Below are 23670 nucleotides of genomic sequence, written 5' to 3' on the forward strand. Positions count from 1 at the left end.
GGGGGCCCGGCGCCCCCAGCGCGCGGTAGCCGGGCTCCAGGTGGAAGGTGCCCCAGTCGAGGAACTGGCGGCGGACCCGGGGTCCATCGAGCAGCAGGCGCTGGTGCTCGGTGTTGATCAGCTGCACCGGTAGGCGGGCTGCCAGCGCCGACCGGGTGCTGGCGTCGGCGCCGTTGAGACGCAGCCGGGTATGGCCGGGGGAGCGGGCCACCCCCAGGCGATCCTGGCCGCGGCCGGCGATGACCCGCGCCTCGTCCGCCCCCCAGCGGATCAACCGATCGCTCTGCCGGGTGCGGAAGGAACGAACCCGCGAGAGGAAGTAGATTGCCTCGAGCAGGCTGGTCTTGCCCGCGCCGTTGGGCCCGATCACCACGTTGACGTGAGGGTGGGGCCGCAGCTGGGTCTCATCCAGATTGCGGAAGCCGTGGACCTCCAGGCGTTCCATTCAGCTCAGAGCCGCATCGGCATCACGACGTAGCGGGCGTTGTCCAGGCCCTCCCCGCGGATCAAGCCGCTGCTGCTGGCATCGGTCAGGGTGACCTGCACGCGGTCGGTGTCCAGGGCGCCGAGGGCGTCGAGGAGGTAGTTCGCGTTGAAACCGAGCTCCACGGCGTCACCGCCATAGTCGACGCTGACTTCCTCCTCGGCCTCTTCCTGTTCGGGATTGTGCGAACCGATGCGAAGGGTGTCGCCCTCCACCGCAAAGCGGATGCCCCGGTATTTCTCGTTGGAGAGGATGGCGACGCGGGTCAGGGCCTGACGCAGGTATTGGCGGTCGATCAGCACGTGCTTGTCGCCGTCCTGGGGGATCACCCGATTGTAGTCGGGGAAGACACCATCGATGAGCTTGGAGGTGAAGCGCACCGATTGGAGGGTGACGCGAACGTGGTTGGTGCCGAATTCCAGGGTGGCGGATTCATCAGCGTCATCGAGCAGGCGCAAGAGCTCCTGGACACCTTTGCGCGGCACGATGACCTGCCGAGGTTGGGAGACGCTCACCGGGCTGTCGCTCTCGGCCAGGGCGAGGCGGTGACCGTCGGTGGCCACCGCACGCGCGCCGCTGCCGGTGAGCTCGAGGAGCAGACCGTTGAGGTAGTAGCGGACGTCGTGCTGCGCCATGGAGAAATGGGTGCGCTCGATCAGTTTGCGCAGCTCCGTGCGTGGTATATCGACGGACTCGGTTTGGCCGATGGACTCTACCTCGGGGAATTCGTCGGCCGGCAGGGTGGCGAGGGAAAAACGGCTGCTGGCGGCACGAAGCGTAGCGCGATCCTGGTTCGTTTCGATGCTGATCGAGGCACCTTCCGGAAGATTACGGCAGATATCCAGCCATTTCCGCGCAGGAAGAGTAATGACACCCTCGTCTTGGGTGTGAGCCTCGAGGTAGGCGACGAGTTCCACCTCGAGGTCGGTGGCGGTCAGCTGGAGCTGTTCCGGGCGTGCTTCGACCCGGATATTGCCGAGAACGGGCAGGGTCTGGCGGCGCTCGACGACCCCGACGATGGACTGGAGAGCGGCGAGCAGGGGTTCGCGTTGGACCTCGAAGCGCATGTTCGTCCTCGTTGGCTGTAATGACTGCTTAGGAAAAGAGAAAGCTTGTTGTTGTTATTGGCCCCGCGTCAACCTGTGGAAAGCGTTGATAAGGCACTGTCTGGGAAGGAACAAAGAGTTCACAACAAGTACCGGTGCCAGTGGTGTGCCACGTGTGGAAAACCTGGGGAGGAAAATGAGGCGGGAAAGCCTCCACGGGTTTTCCACAGCTTGCCCCCGGTTAAGTGCTCAGGGTTCTCAACAGGTTGTCGTAGTCCTCGGCGAGGCGTGCATCGTCCTCGATCAGCGATTTGATGTTGCGGCAGGCGTGGAGGACGGTGCTGTGGTCGCGACCGCCGAAGGCGTCGCCGATCTCGGGCAGTGAGTGGGAAGTCAGTTCCTTAGCCAGGACCATGGCCATGTGGCGGGGCCGCGTGATGGACCGGCTGCGACGCTTGGAGAGCAGATCGCCGACGCGGATCTTGTAGTAGGCCGCCACGGTCTTCTGGATGTTGTCGATGGTTACTAGCTTGTCCTGGAGCGCGAGGAGGTCGCGCAGGGCTTCCTTGGCGAAGTCGACATCGATGGCGCGGCCGGTGAACTGCGCATTGGCGGTGATGCGGCGCAGGGCGCCCTCGAGCTCGCGGACGTTCGAGCGCAGGCGTTTGGCCACAAAGAAGGCGACTTCATCGGGGAGGTCGACGCCGTCGCGGATGGCCTTGCTTTTGAGAATGGCGACGCGGGTTTCGAGTTCGGGTGGCTCAATGGCCACCGTGAGCCCCCAGCCGAAACGGGACTTCAGACGCTCTTCGAGGCCGTTGACCTCCTTCGGGTAGCGATCGCAGGTCATGATCACCTGCTGCTCACTTTCGAGCAGGGCGTTGAAGGTGTGGAAGAACTCCTCCTGTGAGCGCTCCTTGCCTGCGAAAAACTGGATGTCGTCGATGAGCAGGGCATCCAGGTTGCGATAATGGCGCTTGAACTCGTTGATCGCATTGTGCTGGAGCGCCTTGACCATCTCGGCGACGAAGCGTTCCGAGTGCAGGTAGAGGACGCGGGCCTCGGGGCGGGCCGTGCGGATGGCGTTGCCGACGGCGTGCATCAGGTGGGTCTTGCCGAGACCGACCCCGCCGTAGAGGAAGAGGGGGTTGTAGGCGCCGCCCGGGTTGTCGGCGACCTGCATGCTGGCAGCACGGGCAAGCTGGTTCGACTTGCCCTCGACGAAGGAATCGAAGGTGAAGCCGGGGTTGAGATTGGAGTCGACGGGTCGCTGTCGCGGTTCGGAGCTGCGCTGCGTGGACGCCTGCGCCGTACCGCCGGTGCTGCCCTGGCGCTGTTCCGGCGTGGGCGGGGAGCCGATCTCAAGCTCCACGCGCAGCGCTTCACCGGGACGGATCTCGGCGAGGAGTTCGCCGATGCGCGCGGAGAAGTTGTCGCGCACCCAATCGAGGACGAAGCGGTTCGGCGCATAGAGGCGCAGGGCGTCGCCCTCGAGCTGCGCCTGCAGGGGTCGAATCCAGGTGTTGAGCTGTTGCTCGGGGATCTCGCGCTCTAGCTGCTGAAGGCACGCGCTCCAGACCGAGTCGTCCATCGTGACGGCTACCTCGTTGTTCCGGGTGGTGGGCCGGGAAGGCCGGGGGTTGTGGACGACACAGTCTAAATGGGGGTCCGGAGGTTATCCACAGGTTTCCCCGGTTTTCCACAGCAACGCGGTGCGTCGCTGTAGCAATTGACAGGCCCTTGATGGCGAAGTAGATTCGCGGCTCACTGGCCGGAGGACGGCCTCCCGATCCCTTTCTATGAACGAGTCGTGAACCATGAAACGCACGTATCAGCCGAGTAATATCAAGCGTAAGCGGACCCACGGGTTCCGCGCCCGCATGGCCACCCGGGGCGGTCGCCTCGTGCTCAAGCGCCGCCGCGCCAAGGGGCGCAAGCGTCTGACCCCGACGGCCTGATCCGGGTCCCTGCTTCCTCTTGTCGGTCGACGAGAGGTTCCCGCGGGCCGCACGGCTGCTCCAGCGTGCGGAGTTCGAGGGAGTGCTCCGAACCCCGGAGTGGCGGGCGTCGAACCGCTACTTCCGCATCAGCGCGCGGCAAAATGGGTGCGGGCGCCCGCGGCTGGGGCTGGCCGTGCCCAAACGGGTACTGCGCCGGGCCACACAACGGCACCGAGTCAAGCGGATCATCCGCGAAAGTTTCCGGGTCCGGCAGGCGGCTCTGCCGGACCGCGATTTTGTGGTTGGGGTGCGCGGTGCGGTCGCCGAGGCGGACAACGCGACCCTTTTCAGCGCGCTGGAGGAACTCTGGGCGCACGCGCGGGGGCGGCCATGCGATGGCTCCTGATCGGGGTGATTCGAACCTATCAGTATGTGGTGAGCCCGTTTCTGGGGCCGCGCTGCCGTTTCCTCCCGACCTGTTCTGAATACGCCGCAGAGGCGATCTCCCGTCACGGTCCGTGGCGCGGAGGTTGGCTGGCGGTGAAGCGTCTGGGCAAATGTCACCCGTGGCATCCGGGCGGGCTCGACCCCGTACCGGAGCGCACCGACCGTACGCGAGAGTAGATCCCCATGGAGAATCAACGCCTCATCCTCCTGATCGCCCTGGCCGGGATCAGCCTGCTGTTGTACTTCGCCTGGGAGCGGGAGCAGATGGAACCCGCGGAAACAGTGGTGGAGGAACAGGAGGTCGAAGTCGACGACGAGGCACCGGATGCACCGTCCCGGGCCGAGGAGCCCGACGCCGGGGACCCGATGGCGGAAGGGGTCGTGGATCCGGACGAGGAGGATGCCAAGCGGGTGCGGGTGAGGACCGATCTGGTTGAGGCGGAGATCAGCACCCGGGGCGGTGACATTCGGCAACTGGATCTGCTCAAGCACCAGAAGGCTTCGGACGACCCGACGCCGTACCGGCTGTTGCGCGATGAGGGTGAACCGTTGTTCGTCGCTCAGGCGGGGCTCGGCGGCGATGGACCTGTACCAGGCCGAGACGCCCGCTACGAGGTGGAGCAGGAGGCGTTCGAGCTCGGCGAGGGTGAGGACACCGTCGAGGTTCCGTTGGTCTGGGAGCAAGACGGCGTCAAGGTGCGCAAGGTCTACACCTTCCGGCGGGACAGCTACCTGGTGGATGTCCGCCACGAGGTCGAGAACAACGCCGAGGCGGACTGGAGCGGGTTCCAGTTCATCCAGCTGCGTCGGCGGCCGGATCCGCCGGGCACCACGCCGTGGTACATCCACAGCTTCACCGGGGGGTCGCTGTATACGCAGGAGGATCGCTTTAGCCGGATCTCCTTCAGCGACATGGAGGACTCGGACCTGTCGCGGGACGTGCGTGACGGGTGGGCGGCCATGCTCCAGCACTACTTCCTCGGGGTGATGATCCCGGAGCGTGGCGAGACGTACCGTTACTACACGCGGGCACTCCCGCAGGAGACGTACCTGCTCGGCATGTCTTCGCCGTGGCTGCAGCTCGAGGCGGGGGAAAGCGGGCAGAAGACGAACCGGCTGTTCATCGGCCCGAAGGAGCAGGACCGGCTTACGGCGGTGGGGTCGGCGCTGGAGGTCGACGACCTGCGTCTGACCGTGGATTACGGGTTCCTGACCATCCTCGCCAACCCGCTGTTCTGGGCGTTGGATCAGATCGAAAACCTGGTCAAGAACTGGGGCGTGGCGATCCTGATCCTGACGCTGTTGATTAAGATCGCCTTCTATAAGCTCTCTGCGATCAGCTATCGCTCGATGGCGAAGATGCGCAAGGTTCAGCCGAAGATGCAACAGATCCGGGAGCGTTACTCGGATGATCGGCAGCAGATGAACCAAGCGCTGATGGAGCTCTACAAGAAGGAGAAGATCAACCCGCTGGGCGGCTGCCTGCCGATCCTGGTGCAGATCCCGGTGTTTATCGCCCTGTACTGGGTCCTGGTCGAGAGTGTCGAGCTGCGGCACGCGCCGTTCATGCTCTGGATCCAGGATCTGTCCAGCCGCGATCCCTACTTCATCCTGCCGTTGCTGATGGGCGCGAGCATGCTGGTGCAGATGAAGCTGAACCCGCCGCCGATGGATCCGATCCAGAAGCGGGTGATGCAGGTCCTGCCCTTCGTGTTCACCGGCTTCTTCATGCTGTTCCCGGCGGGACTGGTACTCTACTGGCTGACCAACAACATCCTGTCGATCGCACAGCAATGGTACATACTGCGTCAGGTGGAGAAATCCGACACAGCGTAGACGACGGCCGGCAGGCCGACACGATCTGTGCGATGGCGACCCCGTCCGGGCAGGGCGGGGTCGCTGTCGTTCGGGTATCCGGTCGGCGGGCACTGGCGGTCGCGGAAGCGGTGGCCGGTCCGCTGCCGGCGGCGCGGGAGGCGGCACTGCGGCGCTTTCGGGATGCGGCCGGGGAAGTGCTCGATCAAGGGCTGGTTCTGGTTTTCAAGGCGCCGGCGTCGTATACCGGGGAGGACGTGGTGGAGCTGCAGGGCCACGGGAGCCCTGCGGCGGTGGGAGCGATCCTCGGGGCGCTCTGCGCGGCGGGAGCGCGTCCGGCTGGGCCCGGGGAGTTCTCGGAGCGCGCCTTCCTCAATGGTCGGCTGGATCTGACGCAGGCCGAGGCGGTGGCGTCTTTGATCGAGGCGGAGACGGACAGCGCTCGTCGGGCGGCGCTGCGCGCTCTTTCCGGCGCTTTCGGGCAGCGGGTGGATCGGCTCGGGGAGCGCATGCTCGAGCTGCGGGCGCATGTGGAAGCCTTCCTGGATTTCCCGGACGACGAGGACGTGCCGGCCGATCCGCCGGAGCTCGGCAGAGAGGTTCGGGGCTTGCTGGGGGAGCTTGAGGAGATTCGGCGGCGTGCATCGGCAGGGGTCCGACTCGGCGATGGAATGCGGGTGGTGCTCATTGGGCCGCCGAACGCGGGGAAATCGAGCTTGCTGAACGGACTGAGCGGGGAGGAGGCGGCGATTGTCTCGGGTCGCGCGGGCACCACGCGGGATGTGGTGCGGCAGCGGGCGGTGATCGGGGCGAGGCGGGCGGAGCTGCTGGATACGGCCGGATTACGGCGTGCCGAGGAGCAGGACGAAATCGAGGCTGAAGGCGCCCGGCGTGCACGGGCGGCTGCAGCGGAGGCGGATCTGCTTTTAGTGGTTGTGGAGGCCGGTGGGGCGCTCGACGGGGAGCTGCGAGAGCGGCTGGAGGCGCAGGCGCCCGGGCCGGCGGTTGTGGTCTGGAACAAGATCGACGAGACCGGGGAGGCACCCGGGTGGGAAGAGGGTGGCGCACTCGGTGGGCACGTGTCGGTGGCGCGGGTCAGTGCGCGGACCGGGGCTGGCATGGAGGCGTTTCGCGACGGTCTGGAGTCGCTGGTGGCCGGCGAGGCTGGGGACGACGCCTGGGCGGCGCGGCAGCGTCATTTGGATGCGCTGGATCGGGCCGCCGGAGAACTCGAAGAGGCGCTGGGGGCAGCGACGCGGGGCGGTGAGGAAGAGCTGGTCGCGGAGGCCTTGCGTCGGGCGCAGAGCTCGCTGGGCGAGATTACAGGCCGCGTCAGCCACGAAGCACTACTGGATCGGATCTTCTCTGGGTTCTGCATCGGCAAGTAGTTCCACGTGGAACACTCCGGTTTTGGGGAGGGGAGCCCAGTCGGGGGGGTGTGCACTGTTCCACGTGGAACATCCCCCTTGAGGGTTCTGCCCCGGCGGCCCAAAATCCCCGCATGAACACCAACCGCTACGATGTCATCGTTATAGGCGGCGGCCATGCCGGCACCGAGGCCGCCGCTGCGGCCGCCCGTCTGGGGCGTTCGACCCTGCTGATCACGCACAATCTTGAGACTATTGGTGCGCTCTCCTGCAACCCCGCCATCGGCGGGATCGGTAAGGGGCACCTGGTGCGTGAGATTGATGCCCTTGGCGGCGTCATGGGGCGCCTTGCCGACGCCTCGGCTATCCACGCGCGCGTGCTGAACCAGCGCAAGGGCCCAGCGGTTCGTGCGACCCGCATCCAAGCGGACCGACCGACGTACGCCCGTGCCGCTCGACAGGCACTCGACGTCCTTCCCAGCCTCGCGCTCTTTCAGGATGCTGCCGACGAGCTGCTGATCGAGGGTGATCGCTGTTGCGGCGTACGGACCGAAAGCGGTGCCCGCTTCCATGCCCCAGCAGTGGTCATCACGGCCGGAACCTTCCTGGCCGGACGGATCCACATCGGGGCCTCCCGCCACAGCGCGGGGCGTGCCGGCGATCCGGCGGCCGATCAGTTGGCGGCATCGTTGCGCAATCTCGGTCTGCCGGTTCAGCGGCTGAAGACCGGCACCCCGCCGCGCATCGACCGCCGCAGCGTCGCGGTTGACCGTTTAGACGCCCAACACGGGGACAACCCGCGCCCACTGTTCTCGCCGTTCTGTCCGCCGGAGCGCCCGCTCCCCGAGGCGGCTTGCCTGATCAGCTGGACGACCCCCGAGACCCACCGCATCATCCGTGATGCGCTCGACGAGTCGCCGATGTACAGCGGTGCCATCCAGTCCTCTGGGCCGCGCTACTGTCCGTCCATCGAGGACAAGGTGGTACGTTTCGCCGATCGCGATCACCATCAGGTGTTCCTCGAGCCCGAGGGGCTCCACGCCACTGAGCTCTACCCCAATGGCGTCTCCACCGGGCTCCCATTTGCCGTTCAGGAGGCCCTGATCCGCAGCATGCCGGGCCTCGAGCAGGCACAAATCACCCGCCCCGGCTACGCCATCGAGTACGACTATCTCGACCCCCGCGGACTGACCCCTTGGCTGGAAAGTGCCACCGTCGGCGGGCTCTATCTGGCTGGGCAGATCAATGGCACCACCGGCTACGAGGAGGCCGCCGCCCAGGGACTGATCGCCGGACTCAACGCAGCCCGTGTACCCGCCGGCGAGGATCCTTGGTTCCCGACGCGGGATGAGGCTTATATCGGCGTGCTGATCGACGATCTGGTCACCACCGGCGTCACCGAGCCGTACCGAATGTTCACCAGCCGTGCCGAGCACCGACTGCGTCTGCGTGATGACAACGCCGAGGACCGCTTGACGCAGATCGGCCGCGGTCTGGGCTCGGTCGGAGAGGCGCAGTGGGCCGGCTTCGCGCGCTACCGGGATGCGCTGGAGAGCGAGCGCCAGCGCCTGCAGGCGACGCGTGTTCAGCCGGGGGGGCTCTCCGCTGCGCAGGAGGAGCGTCTGGGCGCACGTCTTCGGCGCGATCAGAGCCTCTACGACCTTCTGCGCCGCCCCGAACTCTCGTACGACGATGTCCGATTCATCGGCGCCCTGGAGACCGACCGGCCAACCGAGCGTGCCGTGCGGCAGCTGGAGATCGAGGCGCGCTACGACGGCTACGTGGAACGGCAGGACCTGGAAAACCAGCGCCACCAGCGCTATTCGAGCGTCCGTATCCCGGACGCCCTGGACTATGGGGCCATCGATGGCCTCTCGACCGAGGTGCGCGAGCGGCTGACCCGTATGCGCCCAACAACGGTGGGGCAGGCCGCACGCCTGCCCGGCGTGACCCCTGCTGCCATCTCGCTGCTGCTCATTCATCTGCGCCGCCGCGGGTGGCTGCGGGCTGTCAGTGAGGATGAAGATGCCGCGTAACCACCTGAATGCGCGCCTTGAGGAGCTCGATATCGACCTCGATGGCCCTGCCCGGCAGCGCCTCGAGGCGTACCTGTCCCTGCTCATGCGCTGGAATCGCGCGTACAATCTCACCGCTGCGCGGGATACCGGGACGCTCATCGATCGCCACCTGCTCGACAGCCTGGTGGTGCGGCACCATCTCCCGCCCGGCGCCCTGGCGGATGTCGGCAGTGGCGCAGGGTTCCCCGGTCTCGCTCTGGCCCTGGTGGAGCCCGAACGGCCGGTCACCCTGATCGACAGCAACGGCAAGAAGACGCGCTTCCTCCGCCAATGCGCCACCGAACTGGGTCTGAGCCACGTCCAGGTCCGTCAGGCGCGCATGGAATCGTTCGACCAGCGCACCTTTGCGGTTGTCACCGCACGTGCCGTTGCCCCACTGGTCAGACTGATCGAGGGAACACGGTGCCTGCTCGCGCCGGGCGGGGCGTTGCTCGCCCTCAAGGGCGAGCGCATCGAGGAAGAGTTGGCCGAGCTTCCCGGCGAAATTGCCGCGGAGCTCGAGGTTCACGAGTTGCCGGCCATCGCCGGTCAGGGGCGCGCCCGACTCGTCATCCGCCGCGCGCCCGTTCAACCCTGACCCCGGCCTGGCCGGGAGCCGAAACGCAGGAGAGTGTCATGGGTCGGATCATCGCAATCACCAATCAGAAGGGCGGCGTCGGCAAGACCACCACCTGCGTCAACCTGGCCGCCTCGCTGGCCGCCAACCGCAAGCGCGTCCTGCTCATCGACCTGGATCCGCAGGGCAACGCCACCGTCGGCTCGGGGCTGGATCGCCGCGCGATTGCCCCGACCGCCTACGAGGTCTTGGCCGAGCAGGCGGCTGTCTCCGAGGCGATCCATGCCATCGAGGGCGCCGGCTTTGACGTCCTGCCCGCGAACGGAGACCTGACCGCCGCCGAGGTCGAGTTGCTGGAGGCGGACCGACGTGAACAGCGACTCAGTCGTCAGCTCCGCGCCGTCACCGAGGACTACGACTACATCCTCATCGACTGTCCGCCCTCGCTGAATATCCTCACCCTGAACGCCCTGGTGGCCGCTCACGGGGTTCTGATCCCGATCCAGTGCGAGTACTTCGCCCTCGAGGGATTAACTGCGCTGCTCGATACCGTCCGCGGAGTCCAGGCCAGCGCCAACCCGAGCCTCGCCATCGACGGGCTGCTGCGTACCATGTATGACGCCCGCAATAACCTGGCCAATCAGGTCGGTGAGCAGCTCGCCGCCCACTTCGAGGCGCAGCTCTATCGCACCATGATCCCGCGCAACGTGCGCCTCGCCGAAGCGCCCAGCCACGGATTACCGGCCCTTGCTTACGATCGCGCCTCGCGCGGCGCCCTGGCGTATATGGCCCTGGCCACCGAGATGGAACGCCGCCACCGCAGCGGCCAGGCGGCCACGGCCGCCTCCGCCTGATCGACTCACCGCACGCAACCCGAGGAGAGAGCAGACGTATGTCGAACAAGAAGCGTGGTCTCGGCCGCGGCCTGGATGCCCTGCTCGGTGCCGAGCCCGGTGCCGTCGCCGCCGGCCAGCCGGTGGATGGCGGCGAGCTTCATGACCTGCCCGTGGATCTGCTGGAGCGTGGCCCCCATCAGCCGCGGCGCCACTTTGACGATCAGGCCCTGCAGGAGCTGGCCGACTCCATCCGCGCCCAGGGCGTCGTCCAGCCGCTGGTGGTTCGCCCCACCGAGGCCGGCCGCTATCAGATCGTCGCAGGTGAGCGCCGCTGGCGGGCCGCTCAACGCGCCGGTATCGACCACGTGCCGGCGCTGGTCCGCGACATCCCCGACGAGGCCGCCATTGCCGTCGGTCTGATCGAGAACCTCCAGCGCGAAGACCTCAACCCGCTGGAGGCCGCCGGTGCCCTGCAGCGGCTGATCCACGAGTTCGGCCTCTCCCATCAGAAGACCGCCGAGGCGGTGGGGCGCTCCCGTACCGCGGTAACGAACCTGCTGCGGCTGCTCGAACTGAATGAGGATGTACAGCGATTGGTCAGCGAAGGCCGCCTCGAAGCCGGGCACGCCAAGGCCCTGGCCGGACTGACGGGCACCGCGCAGAGCGAGGCGGCCGCCCGCGTAGCCCGCGATCAGCTGACCGTGCGCCAGACGGAATCCCTGGTCCGCCGCTACCAGAAGGCCGCCGCGGCGCCCTCGGAGAGCGAACAGGAGCAGGGCGGTGATGCCCGGCGCCTCGACCCGGATGTCGAGCGACTGCGCGATACGCTCGCCGATCGGCTGGGGGCGCCGGTGGACATCCAGCACAGCCGCCGCCAGGGCAAGGGTCGGCTGGTCATCCGTTACAGCAGCCTCGAGGAACTCGACGGCATCCTCGGACGTATCCGTTGAGTAAGGGAGCCTGATTTGACCCCCCTGATGCCGCCGTTTAGACTCCGCCACTTATCGATGCCGTAGGGCGTAAAGCGTGGAAGTGAGCGAAGCCCTCAATCAGGATTACGAGCCACAGGGCATGTGGCGCAGCCGCCGCCCGGCGTTACGGGTGGTTATCGCCGTCCTGCTGACCCAAGCCGGCGTTGGCACCATAGCCACTGGCCTCTGGCTCCTGGACGGTGGTTGGTCGGCCATCGCCGCGGCCTGCGGTGCCGCGATCGCCATCGTCCCCTCGGCCTACTACGCGGCCCACGTCTTTTCCAAGGCGCCGGGGACGGCGCCCCGGCAAGTGCTCAGGGCTTTTTACATCGGAGAAGTCGTGAAGTTGATTCTCACGGCGGTGCTCTTTATTATCGCGCTCCGATGGTTAAGCGGGCACTTTCTGCCGCTGATAACAACGTACGCAGCCGCCCTAGGCACCTACTGGTTCTTCTTCTTGGGGGCCCTCCGTACCTAGCGCATCCGCGCGGTACCAAACCGGGGAGCAACGTTTGCCATGAGCGCCGACAGCGAGTTCGACGCGACGGACTACATCCAGCACCACCTCACCAACCTTCGCCTGGACCTGACCGAGGGTACGATCGACTCCGGGGCCACCGGCTTCTGGACGCTCCATATCGATACCCTGATCATGTCGTTCGGTCTCGGCGCGTTGTTCTGCTACGTCTTCTGGCTGGCCGCCCGCCAGGCCACGCCGGGCGTACCGGGTGGGCTGCAGAACTTCGTCGAAGCCATGATCGAGTTCATCGACAAGACGGTGAAGGAGACCTTCCACGCGAAGAGCAAGGTCATCGCGCCGCTGGCGCTGACCATCTTTTGCTGGGTCTTCCTCTCCAACCTGATGGACCTCGTGCCGATCGACATGGTGCCGAGCATCATGATGGCCGTGGGGGTGGACTACTGGAAGATCCTTCCCAGTGTCGACCTGAATTTCACCTTCGGCCTGTCCCTGAGCGTGCTGGCGCTGATCATCATCTACGGCGTGATGGGCCAGGGTGTCGGTGGCTGGCTCAAGAGCTGGGTCACCCATCCCCTGGGCCCGTGGCTGGCTCCGGCCAACCTGATCCTCAACGTCGTGGAGTTCATCGCTAAGCCGGTGTCGCTCTCCCTGCGACTGTTCGGCAACCTCTACGCCGCAGAGCTGGTCTTCATCCTGATCTCTCTGCTCCCGTGGTGGATCCAGTGGGCGCTCGGCACGCCCTGGGCGATCTTCCACATCCTGGTCGTGCCGCTGCAGGCCTTCATCTTCATGATGCTCACCGTGGTCTATCTGGCCATGGCGTATGAAGAACATTAAACTGCCCCACTTTCGATACTGAGAATCCGGGAGGAATCACATGGAACTCGCAGAGCTCATTGCTAACGTCCAGGGGCTGACCGCCCTGACCGTGGGCATCCTGATCGCCGGCGGCGCCATCGGCACCGGTATCGGCTTCGGCCTCCTCGGCGGCAAGTTCCTCGAGGGCGTCGCCCGTCAGCCCGAGATGGCCCCGATGCTGCAGGTTCGCATGTTCCTGGTCGCCGGCCTGCTCGACGCCGTCGCCATGATCGGCGTTGGTATCGCGCTGTTCTTCACCTTCGCCAACCCGTTCCTGGGTGCTGTCGAGGCCGCCGCCGGCGCGTAAACACACGCCGGCGCTTTTAAGCCGCCAGCTCGATCGGAGGTGAAACCGTGAACTTTGGTGCCACGTTCTGGGGGCCGATGATCAGCTTCGCGCTGTTCGTCTGGTTCACCATGAAATTCGTCTGGCCGCCGATCCAACAGGCGCTTGCCGACCGGCAGAAGCAGATTGCCGACGGCCTCGCCGCCGGTGAACGCGGCAAGGAGGAGCTGGAGAAGGCTCAGGCCGAGGTCGACGCCATGCTGCGGGACGCCCGCGAGCAGGCCAGCCAGATCATCAACCAGGCCAACAAGCGTCAGGCCGAGATGATCGAAGAGGCGCGGGCCGAGGCCCGCACCGAGGCCGACCGGATCCTGGCCTCCGCCCGTGAGGAGATCGATCAGGAGATCCAGCGGGCCCGCGAGGACCTGCGCAAGCAGGTCTCAACCATCGCCGTGCAGGCGAGCAGCCAGATCCTGAAGCGCGAGGTGGACGCCAAGGCGCACAAGGATCTGATCGACGATCTGGCGACGCAAATCTAGGGAGGCGCCATGGCCGAGCGCAGCACACTGGCCCGACCTTACGCGCGCGCCGTCTTCGAGCTTGCCGGTGACGACGCGACCGAGCGCGAGGCTTGGTCGCGTCGGCTTGCGGCGGTGGCCGAGGTGGTGCAGGTGCCCCAGCTCGCCTCGCTGCTCACCCACCCGCGGATCAGTGCCGAGGAACTCGCCGGCACAGTCTGCGAGGCGGCAGGCGACATCGGGCAGGCCGGGAAGAATTTCGTCCGGCTGCTGGCGAGCAACCGGCGCCTGCAGTACGCGCCGGAGGTCGCCCGGGTCTACGAGCAGCTGCGTGCCGAGGCCGAGGGCATCGTCGATGTCGAGGTGCTTTCGGCGACCCAGCTCGAGGACGCGCAGCAAGAACGCCTGGCCGAAGCGCTCCGCAAGCGCCTCGGCCGAGAGGTGCGGCTGCAGACGCGGATCGACGAGTCCCTCATCGGGGGGGCGATTATCCGCGCTGGCGACACCACCATAGACGGCTCGGTGAAGGGCAAACTGGCCCGCCTCTCGAGTGCACTGGTTCATTGACGAGGTAGGACGATGCAAGTCAATCCATCGGAGATCAGCGAGCTCATCAAGCGTCGCATTGAGAACTTCGACGCGGCGGCTGAGGCCCGCAACGAAGGCACCGTCGTCAGTGTCGGCGACGGCATCTGCCGCATCCACGGCCTCGCCGACGTCATGTTCGGCGAGATGCTGGAGTTCCCTGACGACACCTTCGGCATGGCCCTGAACCTCGAGCGGGACTCCGTCGGTGCCGTCCTCCTCGGTGACTATCAGCACATCAAGGAGGGGGCCACCGTCAAGTGCACGGGCCGCATCCTCGAGGTGCCGGTCGGTGAGGCTATGCTCGGCCGTGTGGTCGACGCCCTGGGCCGCCCCTGCGACGGCAAGGGCCCGATCAAGACCGAGGCCAGCGAGCCCATCGAGAAGGTCGCTCCCGGCGTTATCACCCGTGAGGGCGTCGATCAGCCGGTGCAAACCGGCCTCAAGGCGATCGACTCCATGGTCCCGATCGGCCGGGGTCAGCGTGAGCTGATCATCGGCGACCGCCAGACCGGCAAGACCGCGGTGGCCGTCGACGCGATCATCAACCAGAAGGACAGCGGCATTAAGTGCATCTACGTCGCGGTCGGGCAGAAGAACTCGACGGTGGCCAACGTGGTGCGCAAGCTCGAGGAGCATGGCGCGATGGACAACACCATCGTCGTCAACGCCGGCGCCTCCGAGTCGGCCGCCATGCAGTACATCGCCCCCTACGCCGGCTGCGCCATGGGCGAGTACTTCCGTGACCGCGGCGAAGATGCGCTGATCATCTACGACGACCTGACTAAGCAGGCCTGGGCCTACCGCCAGGTCTCCCTGCTGCTGCGCCGGCCGCCGGGTCGTGAGGCGTACCCGGGTGACGTCTTCTACCTCCACTCCCGGCTACTCGAGCGCGCCTCGCGCATCAACGCCGAGGAAGTCGAGCGTCGCACCAATGGCGAGGTCAAGGGCCAGACGGGGTCGCTGACCGCGCTGCCCATCATCGAGACGCAAGCCGGCGACGTGTCCGCCTTCGTGCCGACGAACGTGATCTCGATCACCGACGGGCAGATCTACCTCGAGACGGACCTCTTCAACTCGGGCGTGCGGCCCGCGGTGAACGCCGGTCTGTCGGTCTCCCGCGTGGGTGGCTCGGCGCAGACGAAGATCATCAAGAAGCTCGGCGGCGGTGTCCGCCTGGCGCTGGCCCAGTACCGCGAGCTGGCGGCGTTCTCCCAGTTCGCCTCCGATCTGGACGAGACCACGCGCCAGCAGCTCGAGCGCGGCAAGCGCACCATGGAGCTGATGAAGCAGGGGCAGTACGAGCCGCAGTCGGTCGGTGAGATGGCCTTCGTGCTCTTCGCCGCCAACGAGGGTTATGTCGACGACGTCGAGAACGACCAGGTGGTTCGTTTCGAGAAGGCGCTGCTCGACTACCTGCGTGCCGAGCACGCCGAGCTGCTCCAGCGCATCACGGAGACCGGCGATTACAACGACGAGATCCACGCCGAGATGCAGAAGGCGATGGACGCGTTCAAGAAAAATCGCACGTGGTGAGCACGCGCTGCCGGGGAGCTGCACGCTCCCCGGCCGGCCCCTTAACGACACATAGGTGACGGCATGGCCGGGGCGAAAGAAGTAAAGACCAAGATCAAGAGCGTTCAGAACACGCAGAAGATCACAAGCGCGATGGAGATGGTCGCCGCATCGAAGATGCGGCGTGCCCAGGAGCGTATGGAGGCGACGCGGCCGTACGCCGAAAAAATCCGGCAGGTCATCGGCCACCTCGGCCACGCCAATCCGGATTACCGCCATCCGTTTCTGGTCGAGCGCGACGAGGTCAAGCGCGTCGGCTACATCGTCGTCTCCACCGACCGCGGTCTGTGCGGGGGTCTGAACGTCAACCTGTTCAAGGCGGCGATCAACGACCTCAAGGGCTGGCAGGAGCAGGGCGTCGGCGCCCAGGTCGTGCCCATCGGCGCCAAGGGCATCGGCTTCTTCGAGCGCACCGGGGTCGAGATCCCCGCCGAGGTCCGCGACATCGGCGACCGCCCGAAGCTCGAGCAGATGATCGGGCCGATCAAGGTCCTGCTCGACGCCTACGTGGACGGCACCATCGACCGGGTGAACCTGGTGAGCAACCAGTTCGTGAACACCATGACCCAGCGGCCGCAGGTCCAGCGGCTGATCCCGGTCGAGCCGGTTCGCGAGGAGGAAATGCTCGAGAACTGGGACTACATCTATGAGCCGGACGCTGCCTCGCTGCTGGATGATGTGCTGCGCCGCTACGTCGAGTCCCAGGTCTATCAGGGCGTGGTCGAGAACATCGCCTGCGAGATGGCAGCGCGAATGATCGCGATGAAGAGCGCCTCCGACAACGCCGCGGAGATCATCGACGATCTGCAGATCACGTACAACAAGGCCCGCCAGGCGGCGATCACGCAGGAGCTGACCGAGATCGTCTCGGGCGCCGAGGCCGTTTCGGGCTAATACCGATTTCCAATATCAACGGCGGGCCTGCGCGGCCCGCGAGAAGCTATCTGAGGGGATCCGAATGAGCGCTGGAAAGATCGTTCAGGTGATTGGTGCAGTGGTCGACGTGGAATTTCCGCGTGACCAGGTGCCGCAGATCTACGACGCCCTCGTGGTCGACGAGCGGGGCCTGACCCTCGAGGTCCAGCAGCAGCTGGGCGACGGCGTCGTCCGCACGATCGCCATGGGGTCCTCCGACGGCCTGACGCGCTCGGAGAAAGTCTCGAACACCGGCGGCCCGATCTCGGTGCCGGTCGGCCAGGGGACCCTGGGGCGCATCATGGACGTCCTCGGCGAGCCGGTGGACGAGGCCGGCGACGTGAAGACCGAGGAGCGCTGGCCGATCCACCGCAACGCGCCGACCTACGAGGACCAGTCCGGCGGCCAGGAGCTGCTTGAGACCGGGATCAAGGTCATCGACCTGCTGTGCCCGTTCGCCAAGGGTGGCAAGGTCGGCCTGTTTGGCGGCGCCGGCGTCGGCAAGACGGTCAACATGATGGAGCTGATCCGCAACATCGCGGTGGAGCACTCCGGTTACTCCGTCTTTGCTGGTGTCGGCGAGCGCACCCGCGAGGGCAACGACTTCTACCACGAGATGAAGGACTCCAACGTCCTCGACAAGGTCTCGCTGGTCTACGGCCAGATGAACGAGCCGCCGGGTAACCGCCTGCGCGTCGCGCTGACCGGCCTGACCATGGCCGAGTACTTCCGCGACGAGGGGCGTGACGTGCTGATGTTCATCGACAACATCTACCGTTACACCTTGGCCGGCCAGGAGGTCTCCGCGCTGCTCGGCCGCATGCCGTCGGCAGTCGGCTACCAGCCAACGCTGGCCGAGGAGATGGGCAAGCTCCAGGAGCGCATCACCTCCACCAAGACCGGTTCCATCACATCGGTGCAGGCGGTCTATGTTCCGGCCGACGACCTCACCGACCCGGCGCCGGCGACGACCTTTGCTCACCTGGACGCGACCATCGTGCTCTCGCGCCAGATTGCCGAGCTCGGTATCTACCCGGCGGTCGATCCGCTGGACTCCACCTCGCGCCAGCTCGACCCGCTGGTCATCGGCCAGGAGCACTACGACGTCGCCCGCGGGGTCCAGGGTGTCCTGCAGCGCTACAAGGAGCTCAAGGACATCATCGCGATCCTGGGCATGGACGAGCTTTCCGAGGAGGACAAGCTCACCGTCTCCCGGGCGCGGAAGATCCAGCGCTTCCTGTCCCAGCCGTTCTTCGTGGCGGAAGTGTTTACCGGCATGTCCGGTAAGTACGTCCCGCTGAAGGACACCGTCGCGTCCTTCAAGGCGATCATCGACGGCGAGTACGACCACCTGCCCGAGCAGGCGTTCTACATGGTCGGTACCGTCGAAGAGGCCGCCGAGAAGGCCAAGAACCTGTAATCCGGGGGTGCCATGAGCACGCTCCAAGTCGACATCGTAAGTGCTGAAGAGCAGCTGTACGCCGGCCAGGCGAGCATGGTCATTGCGCCGGCGGCCGAGGGTGACGTGGGTATCGCCCCGCGTCACGCCCCGCTGCTGACCCGGCTGCGTCCGGGTGAGCTGCGCATCACCCCGGAGGGCGACGAAGAGGAATTCTTCTTCTACGCTTCCGGGGGCCTGCTCGAGGTCCAGCCGCACAAGGTGACGGTACTCGCCGATACCGCAGTGCGTGCCCGTGACATCGACGAGGCCGCGGCCCTGGAGGCCAAGCGGCGGGCCGAGGAGAAGCTCCGCGAGCAGAAGGACGAGGTGGATTACAGCTCCGTCCAGGCGGAGCTTGCCGAAGCCATGGCGCAGCTGAGAACCCTCGAGAGCCTGCGCAAGCGGGCCAAGCGCTGACGCGAACGGAGGAACCGACCATGCGGGCACCTGTTGCCGTGGTCATACTGGCTGCGGGCAAGGGGACCCGCATGCGTTCGGCCCAGCCTAAGGTGCTGCAGCCGCTGGCTGGGCGCTCCCTGCTCTCCCACGTGCTCGATACGGCCCTCGCCTTGGGGCCGGAGCAGGTGCACGTGGTCTATGGTCACGGCGGCCAGGAGGTCGCCGCGGCGCACGCCGACTATCCGGTGCACTGGGTCGAGCAGCCCGAGCAGCTTGGCACCGGCCACGCGGTCGCCTGCGCCCTACCGCAGATCCCCGATGATCATCGGGTCCTGGTCCTCTACGGCGATGTCCCGCTGGTTACCCCGGCCACCCTCGAGCCGCTGGTGGACGGCCACGGCTTGGAGCTGCTGGCCGCCCGGGTGCCCGATTCCACCGGCTACGGGCGCGTGATCCGCGATGCAGCCGGGGGCGTGGTGGCGATCGTCGAGGAGAAGGACGCCGACCCGGGGCAGCGGGGCGTAGATGAAATCAATACCGGGCTTATGGCGGCTCCGGCCGCCGACCTGCGCCGCTGGATGGCAGCCCTGTCGGCGGACAACGCCCAGGGGGAGTACTACCTGACCGATGCGGTGGCCGCTGCTGTCGCGGACGGCGTCCCGGTGCTCGCCCGGTTCACTGCGGACCCCGGCGAGGCCAGCGGCATCAACGACCTTGTCCAGCTCGCGGAAGTCGAGCAGGCGTACCAGCGCCGCGAGGCCCGGCGGCTGCTGCGCGGAGGCCTGCGTCTGGTGGCCCCCGAGCGTTTCACTCTGCGCGGTCAAGTGCGCTTCGGCACCGACTGCGCCATCGACCCCGACTGTACCCTGGAAGGCGAGGTGGCGCTCGGCGACAACGTGCACATCGCCCAGGGCACCGTGCTCCGGGACTGCGTTGTCGAGGACGGGGCGCGCCTCGGACCCTATACTGTCATCGAGCAGGCCCGGATCGGCCCCGGGTGCCGGATCGGCCCCTTCGCCCATCTCCGTCCCGGGACCGTGCTCGAGGAGGGCGCCCGGGTGGGGAATTTCGTCGAGACCAAGGCGGCTCGTCTGGGTCCCGGGGCCAAGGCCAATCACCTCACCTACGTCGGCGATGCTGAGGTCGGGGCCCGGGCCAATCTCGGCGCGGGGACCATCACGTGCAACTACGACGGTGCCCGCAAACACCGCACGCGGATCGGCGACGACGCCTTCATCGGCTCGGGAAGCCAGCTGGTCGCCCCGGTCCAGGTGGGTGACCGGGCGACCATCGGTGCCGGAACAACGTTGACCAGCGACGCGCCGGCCGACGCCCTGACCGTCGCGCGCAGCCGCGCCCGGACCATCCCCGGCTGGCAACATCCCGGCTTGACGGGTCGTCGCGGACCTCCCGATGATAGCGATGCCACGCCGGCGTCCGACGGTGCCAAGGAAGAGTAAGGAGCGAGCATGTTCGACCACACAGTCGTTGCGGTGCACTTCGAGTCCCCCTACCAGCCCCTGCTCGATGCCATCGGTGAGCTGCACAAGTTCGGGGCGAAGCAGTTTACGCTGGTCGATGTCCTGCGCATCGATGACCCGGACGATCTCAGCGAGAGCCATCGCGCCGAGGCCCGTCGGCGTCTGGCCCAGAAGCAGTCAGACCTCCAGGCGGCCGGCTACCAGGTCGACATCCAGCAGCCGATCGGCTTCCCCGCGCCGGAGCTCGCCAAGATCGGCCGCGGCTACGGCGCGCAGCTGATCCTGCTCGGCTCGCGCGGCGAGGGGCTGCTGCGCGAGTTCTATCACGGCTCCACGGTCCTCGAACTCGCCCGGCAGACCGCGCTGCCGGTGCTCATGGAGCGCATCGCCCCGGACCCGAATACCTTCGGCCACGGCGAGACGTTCCAGCGGCCCATGCTGGCCACCGACTTCTCCAAAAAGGCTGCCGCGGCCCAGGCCCTGGCCCTGGATATCGGCGAGCACACCGGTGCGCTCACCGTGCTGCACGTCACCGACGAGGACACCCGGACCGAGGGCCAGGAGCGCCTGCAGCACTTTGCCGAGCAGGCCGAGGCGCGGGGCATCGAGGTCACGACCCGGCTGGAGACCGGGACCCCGTCGCGGGTGATCCGCAACGTCGCCGAGAAGGAGCGCAGCAGCATGGTCGTGGTGGGCAAGCGCGGTGACGGCCCCGGGCGTGACCTCGCCCTGGGCAGCACGGCGCAGCAGGTCTGCCGCAATTGCCCCTGTTCGGTGCTGCTCGTGCCCAACGAGCAGGGCATCTGGATTCGCTGATATGTGCGGAATCGTCGGTGCCTGCGCGCAGCGAGACGTGGCCCCGGTCCTGCTGGAAGGCCTGAGGCGTCTGGAGTACCGGGGGTACGACTCCGCCGGAATGGCTGTTATCGATCCCGACGGCCGTCTGTCGCGGACCCGGGTCGCCGGCCGGGTCGATGACCTGGCCAGCGCACTCGAGCCCCGGCTGCCGGCCGGCGGCACCGGCATCGCCCACACGCGCTGGGCCACCCACGGTGTCCCCAACGACATCAACGCCCACCCGCACACCGCCGCCGGCGAGGTGGCCCTGGTCCACAACGGCATCATCGAGAATCACGAGCGGCTGCGCGAACAGCTGCTCGCCGCTGGTTACGAGTTTCAGTCGGAGACCGATACCGAGGTCGCGGTCACCCTTTTCGCCGACCGCCACACCCGCGGCGGCGTCGATCTGCTCGAGGCGGTACGGGGCGGGCTGCCGGAGCTCGAGGGCGCCTACGCCTTCGCTGTGGTCTCCGCCCGCGAGCCGGGACGGATGATCGCCTGCCGGCGCGGTAGCCCCCTGGTGATTGGTGTGGGTATCGGCGAGCACTTCGTCGCCTCGGACGTGGCGGCGCTGCTGCCGGTAACCCGTCAGTTCATCTTCCTCGAGGACGGCGATCTCGCCGACCTCTCGCGGGACGGTGTCACCATCTACGACGCCGAGGGGCGACCGGTCGAGCGACCGGTGCGCACCTCCGAGCTCAGTGCCGAGTCGGTGGAGCGGGGCGGCTACCGTCACTTCATGCTCAAGGAGATCCACGAGCAGCCGGCGGCGGTGGCCGAGACCCTGGAAGGCCGCCACGCGGACGGCCGCGTCCTCGAGGCGGCGTTCGGCCCCGGCGCCGAACAGCTCCTCGACCAGGCCGAGCGTCTGCAGATCGTCGCCTGCGGCACCTCGTACCACGCCGGGCTGATCGCCCGTTTCTGGGCCGAGACCTACGCTGGGCTGCCCTGCGATGTCGAGGTGGCCAGCGAATTCCGATATCGGGCCCACGCCGTCCCGCCGGGCACGTTGGTGGTGGTGATCTCTCAGTCCGGCGAGACCGCCGACGTACTCGCCGCGCTGCGCGAGTCGCGCCGGCTGGGTTACGGCGGGGTGATGGCCATCTGCAACGTCCCCGAGAGCTCGCTGGTGCGCGAGGCCGACCTGACCCTGCTGACCCGGGCCGGGCCCGAGATCGGCGTCGCCTCGACCAAGGCCTTCACCACCCAGCTGACCGCCCTGTTGCTGCTGGTCGGCGCCTTTGCCCGCCGCCGCGGCCGCCCGCAGGCCGAGCAGGAGTTGGTCCGGGCCGCGGTGCAGCTGCCCGGCGCCCTGGAGCGCGCCGTGGCCATCGAGCCCCAGGTGGCCGAGCTGGCCGAGCAGTTCGTCGACCGTGCCCACGCCCTCTTCCTGGGCCGTGGCGCTCACTACCCCGTGGCGCTGGAGGGCTCGCTCAAGCTTAAGGAGATCTCCTATATCCACGCCGAGGCGTACCCCGCCGGCGAACTCAAGCACGGCCCCCTGGCCCTGGTCGACGACGGCATGCCCGTGGTGGCGGTCGCCCCTCGGGACGATCTGCTCGACAAACTGCACTCGAACCTCCAGGAGGTTCGCGCCCGTGGCGGGCGTCTGTTCGTCTTCGCCGACGACGCCGCCGCCCTGCGCTCCGCGCGTGGTTTCCACGTCCTCCCAGTGCCTGCCGGCCCAGAGGCCATCTCGCCGGTGATCCACACTGTCCCGCTGCAGTTGCTCGCCTACCACGTGGCGGTCCTGCGGGGCACCGACGTGGACAAGCCGCGCAACCTGGCCAAGTCGGTCACCGTCGAATGACAGGACCCGTTGTATGAACCTGCGCGACCTCCGCTATCTGGTCGCCGTGGCCGAGCACCGGCATTTTGGGCGAGCGGCGCGTGCCTGCTACGTCAGCCAGCCGACGCTCTCCACGCAGCTCAAGAAGCTCGAGGAGTACCTGGAAGTCCAGCTGGTCGAGCGCAATCGCCGGCGGGTGCTGCTCACGCCGCTGGGTGAGCGGCTGGCGGAGCGGGCCCGCGGGATCCTCAGCGCCGTCGACGACATGGTCGAGGTGGCCCGTGCCCAGGCCGAGCCGATGACCGGTGATGTCCGCCTGGGGGTGATCCCCACCGTCGGACCGTACCTGCTGCCCCACGTCATCCCGGATCTGGCGCAGACCTTTCCCCGCCTGCGCCTGCACCTGCGCGAGGACCTGACGCAGCGGCTGCTCGATCAGCTGCGTGCCGGCAGCCTCGACGGTGCCATCCTTGCATCGCCGATCGGCGGTGACGACCTGGTCTCGGCGCCACTGTGTCACGAGCCGTTCTACCTGGCCGTGCCCCGTGGCCACGCGCTGGACCATCCGGAACCGGTCCACACCAGCGATCTGCAGCAGACCGAGCTGATGCTCCTGGAGGAGGGGCACTGCCTGCGCGAACAGGCCCTGGAGCTGTGCCGGCGCAACGACGTCGGCGAGGCGGCGGCTTTCCGTGCCACCAGCCTCGAGACCCTGCGCCAGATGGTGGCCGCCGGGGTCGGGGTCACCCTGCTGCCGGCCCTGGCGGCGGGCGCCTCCCGCCACGGGCCGGACCGCGGCGCCATCAGCCTCCGGCCATTCGCTGAGCCTGTACCCAGCCGCGACCTGGCTCTCTACTGGCGGGCCGGGACCGCCCGAGAACCCACTTTCCGGGAGCTGGTCGAACGCATGTGCACCGCCCCTGTCCTTCAGGATCCTACCGAGACCCTGCCTGCTGCCTGAT

Annotated in this window: 25 protein-coding genes; 22 read left to right on the forward strand and 3 right to left on the reverse strand. The window is 67.1% G+C overall.

Annotated elements, in window-relative coordinates:
* From LRG07_RS08605 to dnaA, 3 genes are all read right to left on the reverse strand, one after another.
* Positions 1 to 445: AAA family ATPase (locus LRG07_RS08605; protein WP_238642145.1), on the reverse strand; the 445-nt coding region annotated here is incomplete at its 3' end.
* A 5-nt stretch (positions 446 to 450) separates the two neighbouring features.
* A complete protein-coding gene (gene dnaN / locus LRG07_RS08610) occupies positions 451 to 1551 on the reverse strand; it encodes a DNA polymerase III subunit beta (protein WP_238642146.1) in 1101 nt (366 codons plus the stop codon).
* Between the two features lie 220 nt (positions 1552 to 1771).
* On the reverse strand, positions 1772 to 3121 hold the full coding sequence (dnaA, locus tag LRG07_RS08615) for a chromosomal replication initiator protein DnaA (protein ID WP_201170217.1): 1350 nt from the start codon (positions 3119 to 3121) through the stop codon (positions 1772 to 1774).
* Positions 3122 to 3347: 226 nt separating this feature from the next.
* On the opposite strand from dnaA, the gene rpmH reads away from it, so the two are divergent.
* The 22 genes from rpmH (at position 3348) to LRG07_RS08725 (ending at position 23669) form a co-directional block, all read left to right on the forward strand.
* Entirely contained in the window at positions 3348 to 3488 is a 141-nt protein-coding gene (rpmH, locus tag LRG07_RS08620; RefSeq protein ID WP_011814026.1) for a 50S ribosomal protein L34, read from the forward strand.
* Between the two features lie 19 nt (positions 3489 to 3507).
* Complete coding sequence (gene rnpA / locus LRG07_RS08625; protein WP_201170220.1) at positions 3508 to 3876, forward strand: ribonuclease P protein component; 369 nt, start codon at positions 3508 to 3510, stop codon at positions 3874 to 3876.
* Positions 3861 to 4094 (forward strand): membrane protein insertion efficiency factor YidD, encoded by a 234-nt coding sequence (gene yidD / locus LRG07_RS08630; RefSeq protein WP_201170223.1) that lies wholly within the window; start codon positions 3861 to 3863, stop codon positions 4092 to 4094. The genes rnpA and yidD overlap by 16 nt, the downstream gene beginning before the upstream one ends.
* Before the next feature lie 6 nt (positions 4095 to 4100).
* Positions 4101 to 5753: a membrane protein insertase YidC gene (gene yidC, locus LRG07_RS08635; protein ID WP_201242134.1), complete on the forward strand. Its 1653-nt coding sequence runs from the start codon at positions 4101 to 4103 to the stop codon at positions 5751 to 5753.
* Complete coding sequence (mnmE, locus tag LRG07_RS08640; RefSeq protein WP_201170229.1) at positions 5711 to 7120, forward strand: tRNA uridine-5-carboxymethylaminomethyl(34) synthesis GTPase MnmE; 1410 nt, start codon at positions 5711 to 5713, stop codon at positions 7118 to 7120. The genes yidC and mnmE overlap by 43 nt, the downstream gene beginning before the upstream one ends.
* 113 nt (positions 7121 to 7233) lie before the next feature.
* Positions 7234 to 9135 carry a tRNA uridine-5-carboxymethylaminomethyl(34) synthesis enzyme MnmG gene (mnmG, locus tag LRG07_RS08645; protein WP_238642147.1) on the forward strand — a complete coding sequence of 634 codons (1902 nt, stop codon included), beginning with the start codon at positions 7234 to 7236 and terminating at the stop codon, positions 9133 to 9135.
* Complete coding sequence (gene rsmG, locus LRG07_RS08650) at positions 9125 to 9754, forward strand: 16S rRNA (guanine(527)-N(7))-methyltransferase RsmG (protein WP_201170234.1); 630 nt, start codon at positions 9125 to 9127, stop codon at positions 9752 to 9754. The genes mnmG and rsmG overlap by 11 nt, the downstream gene beginning before the upstream one ends.
* Before the next feature lie 38 nt (positions 9755 to 9792).
* On the forward strand, positions 9793 to 10587 hold the full coding sequence (locus LRG07_RS08655; protein WP_201170236.1) for a ParA family protein: 795 nt from the start codon (positions 9793 to 9795) through the stop codon (positions 10585 to 10587).
* A gap of 38 nt (positions 10588 to 10625) precedes the next feature.
* Entirely contained in the window at positions 10626 to 11519 is an 894-nt protein-coding gene (locus LRG07_RS08660; protein ID WP_201170239.1) for a ParB/RepB/Spo0J family partition protein, read from the forward strand.
* Between the two features lie 76 nt (positions 11520 to 11595).
* Positions 11596 to 12018, forward strand: a complete 423-nt coding sequence (locus LRG07_RS08665) for an ATP synthase subunit I (protein ID WP_201170242.1) — start codon at positions 11596 to 11598, stop codon at positions 12016 to 12018.
* A 39-nt stretch (positions 12019 to 12057) separates the two neighbouring features.
* Positions 12058 to 12858, forward strand: coding sequence for a F0F1 ATP synthase subunit A (gene atpB, locus LRG07_RS08670; RefSeq protein WP_201170245.1), 801 nt, complete (start codon positions 12058 to 12060; stop codon positions 12856 to 12858).
* A gap of 40 nt (positions 12859 to 12898) precedes the next feature.
* A complete protein-coding gene (gene atpE, locus LRG07_RS08675) occupies positions 12899 to 13186 on the forward strand; it encodes a F0F1 ATP synthase subunit C (RefSeq protein ID WP_011815220.1) in 288 nt (95 codons plus the stop codon).
* Positions 13187 to 13233: 47 nt separating this feature from the next.
* Positions 13234 to 13704 (forward strand): F0F1 ATP synthase subunit B, encoded by a 471-nt coding sequence (locus LRG07_RS08680; RefSeq protein WP_201170247.1) that lies wholly within the window; start codon positions 13234 to 13236, stop codon positions 13702 to 13704.
* Positions 13705 to 13713: 9 nt separating this feature from the next.
* Positions 13714 to 14250: a F0F1 ATP synthase subunit delta gene (locus tag LRG07_RS08685; RefSeq protein WP_201170249.1), complete on the forward strand. Its 537-nt coding sequence runs from the start codon at positions 13714 to 13716 to the stop codon at positions 14248 to 14250.
* Between the two features lie 12 nt (positions 14251 to 14262).
* A complete protein-coding gene (atpA, locus tag LRG07_RS08690) occupies positions 14263 to 15804 on the forward strand; it encodes a F0F1 ATP synthase subunit alpha (protein ID WP_201170251.1) in 1542 nt (513 codons plus the stop codon).
* 63 nt (positions 15805 to 15867) lie between these two features.
* Complete coding sequence (atpG, locus tag LRG07_RS08695; RefSeq protein ID WP_011815216.1) at positions 15868 to 16737, forward strand: F0F1 ATP synthase subunit gamma; 870 nt, start codon at positions 15868 to 15870, stop codon at positions 16735 to 16737.
* Between the two features lie 64 nt (positions 16738 to 16801).
* Positions 16802 to 18178 carry a F0F1 ATP synthase subunit beta gene (atpD, locus tag LRG07_RS08700; RefSeq protein ID WP_201170253.1) on the forward strand — a complete coding sequence of 459 codons (1377 nt, stop codon included), beginning with the start codon at positions 16802 to 16804 and terminating at the stop codon, positions 18176 to 18178.
* 12 nt (positions 18179 to 18190) lie between these two features.
* Complete coding sequence (locus LRG07_RS08705; protein ID WP_011815214.1) at positions 18191 to 18616, forward strand: F0F1 ATP synthase subunit epsilon; 426 nt, start codon at positions 18191 to 18193, stop codon at positions 18614 to 18616.
* 20 nt (positions 18617 to 18636) lie between these two features.
* Positions 18637 to 20058, forward strand: coding sequence for a bifunctional UDP-N-acetylglucosamine diphosphorylase/glucosamine-1-phosphate N-acetyltransferase GlmU (glmU, locus tag LRG07_RS08710; protein ID WP_238642148.1), 1422 nt, complete (start codon positions 18637 to 18639; stop codon positions 20056 to 20058).
* Between the two features lie 9 nt (positions 20059 to 20067).
* Positions 20068 to 20895, forward strand: a complete 828-nt coding sequence (locus LRG07_RS08715; RefSeq protein WP_201242127.1) for a universal stress protein — start codon at positions 20068 to 20070, stop codon at positions 20893 to 20895.
* A gap of 1 nt (position 20896) precedes the next feature.
* Complete coding sequence (gene glmS / locus LRG07_RS08720; protein ID WP_201170260.1) at positions 20897 to 22729, forward strand: glutamine--fructose-6-phosphate transaminase (isomerizing); 1833 nt, start codon at positions 20897 to 20899, stop codon at positions 22727 to 22729.
* A 13-nt stretch (positions 22730 to 22742) separates the two neighbouring features.
* Positions 22743 to 23669, forward strand: coding sequence for a LysR substrate-binding domain-containing protein (locus tag LRG07_RS08725; protein ID WP_201170264.1), 927 nt, complete (start codon positions 22743 to 22745; stop codon positions 23667 to 23669).
* Position 23670: the final 1 nt, after the last annotated feature.

Origin of the sequence: Halorhodospira sp. 9622 (assembly GCF_022228025.1) — a bacterium.
Classification (GTDB): Bacteria; Pseudomonadota; Gammaproteobacteria; order Nitrococcales; family Halorhodospiraceae; genus Halorhodospira; species Halorhodospira halophila_A.